Origin of the sequence: Candidatus Rhabdochlamydia sp. W815, assembly GCF_018642185.1 — a bacterium.
In the GTDB taxonomy this organism is placed as follows: domain Bacteria; phylum Chlamydiota; class Chlamydiia; order Chlamydiales; family Rhabdochlamydiaceae; genus Rhabdochlamydia; species Rhabdochlamydia oedothoracis.
Map to the genome: position 1 here is coordinate 1 of NZ_JAAVTY010000080.1, position 7212 is coordinate 7212.

Here is a 7212-nt window from a genome sequence, read left to right on the forward strand (position 1 = left end):
TATACATTGTCTTGCCCATTTCATTTCGGATAGCATAATGGAGCGAAGAATCTAAAATAGTTTTCTTCAAAAAGACTCCGCAGAGAACCCTGAACTTATCTCCCGCATTAAACTTTGCTGTCCTAAGATCTTAAAAAACGCCTTTTATTTTGCAAGCAAAATATCGGCTCGGAGAGCTTATGAAGAATTAAGAGAATTTATATTCCCCTTGTGTGCAATTAGAGAACCCAATTTATTAATCAGCTGGAAGTAATTTTGCATATTTTGCAACTAAAGAGCGTAGCATTTTAGATTGAGGAAAGAACACATCATATGTCATACCAAGAGATGTATTATATTGTTTTTGGATAATTCCTAAACCAAAGTCCTTGTGAAATACTCTATCTCCTTCCTGGAAATTGTTCTTCTCTACTTGTTGGTGGGTGTAGGTCTCTACGGGTTTTTTGGGAGGTATTTGAATAAATACCGAGGGAATCTCACTTAAGAAGCGGCTAGGCTGCATTATCTTAGTCATCCCCCAGAGATGGCGTTGACGAGCTGCTGTCAGGAATAAAAGATCTTTAGCACGTGTCATTCCTACATAGCATAGTCTACGCTCTTCTTCTAAAGAATCAGAATGACCAAGGGCATTAGTATGGGGAAGTAATTCTTCTTCTAGCCCCACTATAAATACACAAGAGAATTCAAGACCTTTACCATTATGTAAGGTCATAAGACGAATACGATCATTCTCTTCTGGCTTCTCTGGAGCGGATTTGAGAATTAACTCTTCTAAGAACTGAGCTAAAGAAGCTTCTTTATTTTCTTCTTCCCATTCTGTTGCTTTGGTAATTAACTCTTCTATATTTCTTCTTCGATCTTGGTAGCTATCTGGATCTTCACGCAGGTAGTCGAGATAGTGGGATTGATGAATAATTTGTTCAATAAGCAAAGAGAGTTTTGTCTTTTGCAGAACACTTTTTTGCAGTGAGAGAATGAGATTGGTGTATTCTTTTAATCCCTGCAGTTGTTTGTTAGAGAGTTTGCATGGGATTTTTTTATTAAGAATACTTTGAATACATGTTAAAATATCGATTTTATAGTTTTCTACCAATTCTCGTAATTTTTGAAGAGTTGTATCCCCTAACCCTCGTTTTGGTAGATTAATTGTACGTGAGAAAGCGATAAAATCTGTGCCAGCTAAAGTCATACGCAACCAAGCTAATAGATCTTTGATTTCTCTTCGTTGATAAAAGGAGAGTCCTCCAACGATTACATAAGGAATATTTTCTTTTAATAGATAGTCTTCAAATAGACGAGATTGAGAGTGCGTACGAAAGAAGATGGCGCACTCATTTAAACGCATTTTTTGGTCTATGTGTAGTTTATGAATCTGTGAAATGACAAAACGAGCTTCTTCATATTCGGTATCAGCAAGATATTGGGTGATTTTTTCTCCTTCTGTTCTCTTGCTCCATAGGTTTTTAGGGTATCTGCCTTCATTATGTTGAATTAGAGAATTTGCTGCTTTTAAAATGAGAGAATGACTGCGATAGTTTTCTTCTAAAGCGATGACTTTAGCCCCTGGAAAATCTTTTTCAAAATTTAGGATATTGTGTACATTAGCACCCCTCCAGGAATAAATGGATTGATCGGGATCTCCAACTGCAAAAACGTTATTATGACGAGCGGCTAGTAGGCGAATTAACATGTATTGCGCCATATTAGTATCTTGATATTCATCAATTAAAATGAAGGACCAGCATTTTTGGTATATATCTAGAACTTGGCTGTTAGATTTAAGCAGACCCACGGTTAGATATAGCAGATCATCAAAGTCAAGAGCATTATACTCTTTGAGCTTCTGTTGATATATCCCGTATATTTGACAAAGAGGTCTTTCATCAAGAGGAATATTTTCTGGTTGGGTCAATGCGTTTTTTGCTTGAGAAATCTGTGTTTTTAACTTTTTAAGAGTTGCTTTATCTTCTTTTAGCCCAAGCGTTTTTAAACATTCTCTGATTACCCTTTCGCTATCTTCTTGATCATAAATGGTAAAGTCACTGCGGTAATTTAAGTGAGTGATCGATTCGCGCAAAATACGTGCGCACAAGCTATGAAAGGTACAAGATAGTATGCTTTCCTGGGTTAGATGAAAAATTCTTTGGCGCATTTCATCAGCTGCTTTATTGGTAAAGGTCACAGCTAAGATTTCAGAGGAGGGGACGCCTATTTTAAGCAAATGGGCAATACGATAGGTCACTACTCTACTTTTACCGGAACCCGCCCCAGCTAATACAAGTAAGGGTCCTTCAATATGAGTTGTTGCAACACGTTGCTGAGAATTGAGTTGTTCTAGAAAATCCATACCACCGAAGCTCAAATTTTTGAATCGATGATAAGAAATTACTGCTTTTAAACCCAAGTAATCTGATAAATACTTGGGTTCAAAGGCAAATTAAAACATGTTTTAGAAAGGATAGCCGACATGCTTGGTTTACATGTCTCTTAGTGCATTTCTATCGCGACGGTTTATCGTATTGCTGCGATCCCTGTAATTACTATCATCTCTCATCGTATTGTCATCACAGCACTTTGGCGTTCTTTTGCAGTATGTTTTTGGCTTACAACATTTTGGTTTTTCGGATTGCATAAATCTTGTAGAATCACAGCATCCATCTGTAGTGCAAGCTGGTTCTCTTTTAGGCACGCAGCATCCATCTGTAGTGCAAGCTGGTTGTCTTGTGGGTTCACAAGGTTTGCAGCAAGGTTTAGGGCACTTGGGTTTGCAGCGCTTAGGCTTAGGGCAACATTTAGGTTTGCAGCACTTAGGCTTAGGGCACTTAGGTTTGCAGCACTTAGGCTTAGGAGCGCAACAGCCGTCTGCATTATTTAATTCATCATCTGCTCTTTTTCTTCCCCAACGTCTACTATTATTATCGTATCGGTCATCCCCATTATGGACAACATCTCTCTGTATCATGTCTACTTGCAGTTGCTTAGCGTTACGTGCTCCAACGAGATCACTTGTGTCAGTAAACTCCTTAGAACTATCTTGTGATATATATCCTTCTTTTTCAAACTCATTGTTCTGAGCAGGAGAGTGATCTCGAGCCATACTAAATGTTGTTTGTAACAAAGCCAATCCAATGGCTAATAAATACTTCTTCATTTTCCCCCCCTTTAATCCACATGGGTAATGTTGTTTCTCTATTTCTGGACATTAATAAAAAAATGTTTTTTTTAAAAACATTTTTTGTTGTTCGAGAGATTTATTTAAATTATCTATATAAGATATGTTTAGTTGGAATGTCTTTTTAAAGTTCACATATACAGTGTTTTAAAAATAAATAATGGATGATATTTTAGTGTCTGTGATAAAAAGAATATACTATGTTTAATTTTACGTTTTTTTTCTTAGCAATTTGGAGTTTTTGCCTTTCTGTAACAGGGTTAGAGCTGAAACTAGGGGTCGATTGTTTATTTGAAGCGAACAATATTGTTAAATTACGGAATAAAAAACTAGGACTTATTACTAATCAAACAGGAGTCAACAGCAACCTTTCTTCTACCATCGAGTTATTTTTAAATCATGATACTCAGCTCATTGCTTTATTTGCGCCAGAGCATGGCTTATATGGTTTAGAACAAGCGGGTGTTAAAGTAGAACCGCAAAGTATTCATGGTTTGCCCGTATATAGTTTATACGGAGCCACTAGACGAGCTACTTCGAGCATGTTGCAAGGGATTGATCTACTAATTTTTGATATACAAGATATTGGATGCCGGTCTTATACTTACCTTACGACTCTTTGTTATATCTTAGAAGAGGCGGCTAAACATAAAATTTCAGTGATGGTATTAGATCGTCCTAACCCTATGGGAGGCTTGATTGTAGATGGGCCTATGTTAGAGAATAAATGGCGATCTTACATCGGATATATCAATGTTCCTTATTGTCATGGAATGACAATCGGAGAGCTAGCTTGTTATTTTAATCAAGAGTATCGCATTGGATGTGATTTAGAAGTAATCCGCATGAAGGGATGGCAAAGATCGATGTTCTTTAAAGATACGAAGTTATGTTGGATTCCTACAAGCCCTAATATTCCCGAGGCAGAAACCCCTTTATTTTATGCTTCCACTGGGATTTTAGGAGAGTTAGGAATCGCAAATATCGGTATAGGAAGCACTCTCCCTTTTAAAGTTGTAGGGGCTCCTTGGATCAATGCAAGGCAGTTTGCTAAAAAGCTAAATGCGCAGAAATTACCCGGAGTTATTTTTCATCCCTGTTATTACCGCCCTCTTACAGGGCTTTATCAATCAGAGAATTGCGAAGGGGTTTTATTATTTATTCTCGATCATAAGATCTATAAGCCGCTTAGCGTACAGTATATGATCATAGGTCTTTTAAAAAGCCTTTATCGAGAACAGTTTACAAATAGACTTAAGCAACTAGGGACAGAAAGAAAGAAAAATTTTTGTAAAGCTAATGGAAATGAGCACATGCTTGAGATATTAAGTAACGAAGAGTATATTGCTTGGAAGCTAATTGGTTATCAATTCGAAGATCGTCAAAAGTTTTTAACAAAACGCAGTGCTTATTTGTTGTATTAATTAGCACTTGCAACTTTATTTTGCTAAAAAATGCTCTCTTTGTATTGACAAAAATAGATTGTATTTGTAGGATTTGCTATGCAAAATCAATAAAATGAGGAGTTATTTTATGTCAGCTAATCATATGCAGCCACTTGGAGATAAAGTTCTTATAAAAAGAGCTAATGCTAAAAAATCCCAAAGTGGAATTCTATTACCAGAATCCGTGCAAGAAAAATCCCGAGAAGCAGAGGTTGTTGCAGTGGGCCTTGGTAAATATGATGAACAAGGCAAATTAAGACCCATGCATGTAAAAGTAGGAGATTGTATTCTTTTTTCTTCCTATGCTGGTACCGAAGTAAAAACAGAAGATGAGCAAGCTGAATATCTGATTATATCTCAAGATGATATTCTCGGAGTTCTTGTTTAAATTTTAAGCCTTAAAGGAGATATGCTATATGGCTAAAATGCTGCAATTTAATCAAGAAGCCCTAAAATCTATTTTAGAAGGGATGAAAAAACTAGCTAGAGCAGTAGCTGCAACAATGGGCCCCAAAGGTCGTAATGTTGTTATTAATAAAGGAGGGAAATCACCTCTTTGTACCAAAGATGGAGTAACTGTTGCTCAAGAAATTTTCCTCAAAGATACCTTTGAAAATGTAGGAGCACAACTAGTCAAACAAGCTTCTAGTAAAGCATCAGATGTTGCAGGTGATGGTACAACAACCGCAATTGTTCTTGCCTATGCTATTTATAAAGAAGGAATGAAAAATGTGGGAGCTGGAGCAAATCCAATGCTGCTGAAAAAAGGCATGGATAAAGCGGTTTCTCATCTGTTGGCCGCTTTAGACAAGTTGGCTACCCCTGTTGCAAGCAATGAAGAGATTAAGCAAATTGCGACAGTTTCTGCTAATAATGATGCCGAAATCGGAGAGATTATAGCTGCCGCCATGCAGAAAGTGGGTCAAGATGGCATAATCACCATTGCAGAAGCAAAGGGGATTGATACTCTCTTAAATGTTGTAGAAGGAATGCAGATTGATAAAGGATATCTCTCTCCCTACTTTGTGAATAATGCGGAAAAAATGATCATTGAATATGAAAACCCTTTGATTTTGATAACGGATAAAAAATTATCACAAGCTAAGGAATTAGTTCCTATTCTTGAAAAAGTAAAAGAAATTCAACGACCTTTATTAATTATCGCAGAGGATATGGAAGAAGAGGTGCTCACCACTTTAGTTATCAATAAACTAGGAGAATCTCCGCTACCTGTGTGTGCTATTGGGGCTCCTTCTTTTGGTGATAGGAGGAAAGCTCTTTTAGAAGATATAGCGATTCTTACGGGGGCTACTTTAATTACAGAGAACCTAGGACTTTTTGTAAAGAATGTAGGTCTAGAAGTTCTTGGAACAGCAAAGAGCATTAAAATCTCCAAAGATTCCGCTACGATTATCGATGGTTTTGGCGATAAAAAAACGATTCAAGCTAGAATAGCTTTTTTACGAGCAGAAATTGAAAGAGAGACCTCAGACTATGCAAAACAGCATTTGGAAGAAAGATTGGCTAAATTATCTGGTGGGGTAGCTATTATCAATGTAGGGGCTGGTACTGAAACCGCGCTTAAAGAAAAAAAAGAGCGTGTTGAAGATGCTCTACATGCAACTCGCGCTGCTGTTAAGGAAGGGGTTGTAGCAGGAGGAGGAGTTGCGCTTTTACGAGCTATTAAGACACTAGATTCTCTTATATGTAGCGGCGATGAAGCAGTCGGTGTAGAAATCATCCGTAGGGCTGCATTTGCTCCTACGGCTGCGATTGCTCATAATTGCGGCAAGCAAGGGGATTTGATTGCTGAAAAAGTGTTTGAGCAACATGGTAACTGGGGCTATAATGGCCTTACAGATCAATTTAGCGATTTAGTTTTAGATGGAGTCATCGATCCAGTGCGTGTGACAAAAAGCGCTCTTATACACGCCACTTCTGTTTCCAGCATGTTATTAACAATTAATGCTGTAATTACAGAAAAACCCAAACCCAAATCAAAAGCGGTTCCTTCTATGCCTAATATGGATGGTATGATGGGCGGTGGTATGGGAGGTATGATGGGTGATATGGGAGGTATGGGTTTTTAAGTATATAAATCTTTAGTTTTCTTACCTCATAAAAAAAGGATCTTTATAAGGATCCTTTTTTATATTCATAATTAATTTTTTTGTTTACTTAAAATGTTTAAAAAATTTACCTCCCAACAGTGAATTTAAGTAGATATCTAAATTTGCTCAAAAAACAGGTGGTATATGGATGCTAAAGAGCTGCAGGAGATCGATTTTTTCTTACAAGCAAGCGAGCAATTTATATCCAATCAGCAGAGAAAGAAATTCTGCTTGATGAAGAAGCTCCTATTATGGAAGAAATCATTGACTCGTGGCAGGATCTTTATCAAAGTATAAAACAACTGCAAGATCTATGGGAAAAAAGGTCTTCTTTTCATAGAGATTATAAGATAGATCTTTTAAATCGCATGAAACAAGAATCTTCTTTTGTATATAGTGGTTCCGATTCAATCGCATAGAAAAATATAGGATTAACGACAAGTTTCAAGTCGTTGACTTGAACCCCATTAAGCTAGCCGTTTGA

6 protein-coding genes are annotated in these 7212 nt (G+C 37.1%); 4 read left to right on the plus strand and 2 right to left on the minus strand.

What is annotated here, in order from left to right; genetic code table 11:
• Positions 1 to 235: 235 nt before the first annotated feature.
• Positions 236 to 2347: an ATP-dependent helicase gene (locus tag RHOW815_RS05880; RefSeq protein ID WP_215217402.1), complete on the minus strand. Its 2112-nt coding sequence runs from the start codon at positions 2345 to 2347 to the stop codon at positions 236 to 238.
• Positions 2348 to 2476: 129 nt separating this feature from the next.
• Entirely contained in the window at positions 2477 to 3151 is a 675-nt protein-coding gene (locus RHOW815_RS05885; RefSeq protein ID WP_215217403.1) for a hypothetical protein, read from the minus strand.
• Between the two features lie 221 nt (positions 3152 to 3372).
• On the opposite strand from RHOW815_RS05885, the gene RHOW815_RS05890 reads away from it, so the two are divergent.
• From RHOW815_RS05890 to RHOW815_RS05905, 4 genes are all read left to right on the plus strand, one after another.
• A complete protein-coding gene (locus RHOW815_RS05890; RefSeq protein WP_215217404.1) occupies positions 3373 to 4596 on the plus strand; it encodes a DUF1343 domain-containing protein in 1224 nt (407 codons plus the stop codon).
• Positions 4597 to 4705: 109 nt separating this feature from the next.
• Entirely contained in the window at positions 4706 to 5005 is a 300-nt protein-coding gene (locus tag RHOW815_RS05895; protein WP_215217405.1) for a co-chaperone GroES, read from the plus strand.
• A 28-nt stretch (positions 5006 to 5033) separates the two neighbouring features.
• A complete protein-coding gene (gene groL / locus RHOW815_RS05900) occupies positions 5034 to 6707 on the plus strand; it encodes a chaperonin GroEL (protein WP_215217406.1) in 1674 nt (557 codons plus the stop codon).
• A 272-nt stretch (positions 6708 to 6979) separates the two neighbouring features.
• Complete coding sequence (locus tag RHOW815_RS05905) at positions 6980 to 7147, plus strand: hypothetical protein (protein WP_215217407.1); 168 nt, start codon at positions 6980 to 6982, stop codon at positions 7145 to 7147.
• Positions 7148 to 7212: the final 65 nt, after the last annotated feature.

Bases quoted from the DNA above. Each gene is read 5' to 3' on its own strand.
- RHOW815_RS05880 (WP_215217402.1), bottom strand. From the start codon at position 2,347: ATGGATTTTCTAGAACAACTCAATTCTCAGCAACGTGTTGCAACAACT.
- RHOW815_RS05885 (WP_215217403.1), bottom strand. From the start codon at position 3,151: ATGAAGAAGTATTTATTAGCCATTGGATTGGCTTTGTTACAAACAACA.
- RHOW815_RS05890 (WP_215217404.1), top strand. From the start codon at position 3,373: ATGTTTAATTTTACGTTTTTTTTCTTAGCAATTTGGAGTTTTTGCCTT.
- RHOW815_RS05895 (WP_215217405.1), top strand. From the start codon at position 4,706: ATGTCAGCTAATCATATGCAGCCACTTGGAGATAAAGTTCTTATAAAA.
- groL (WP_215217406.1), top strand. From the start codon at position 5,034: ATGGCTAAAATGCTGCAATTTAATCAAGAAGCCCTAAAATCTATTTTA.
- RHOW815_RS05905 (WP_215217407.1), top strand. From the start codon at position 6,980: ATGGAAGAAATCATTGACTCGTGGCAGGATCTTTATCAAAGTATAAAA.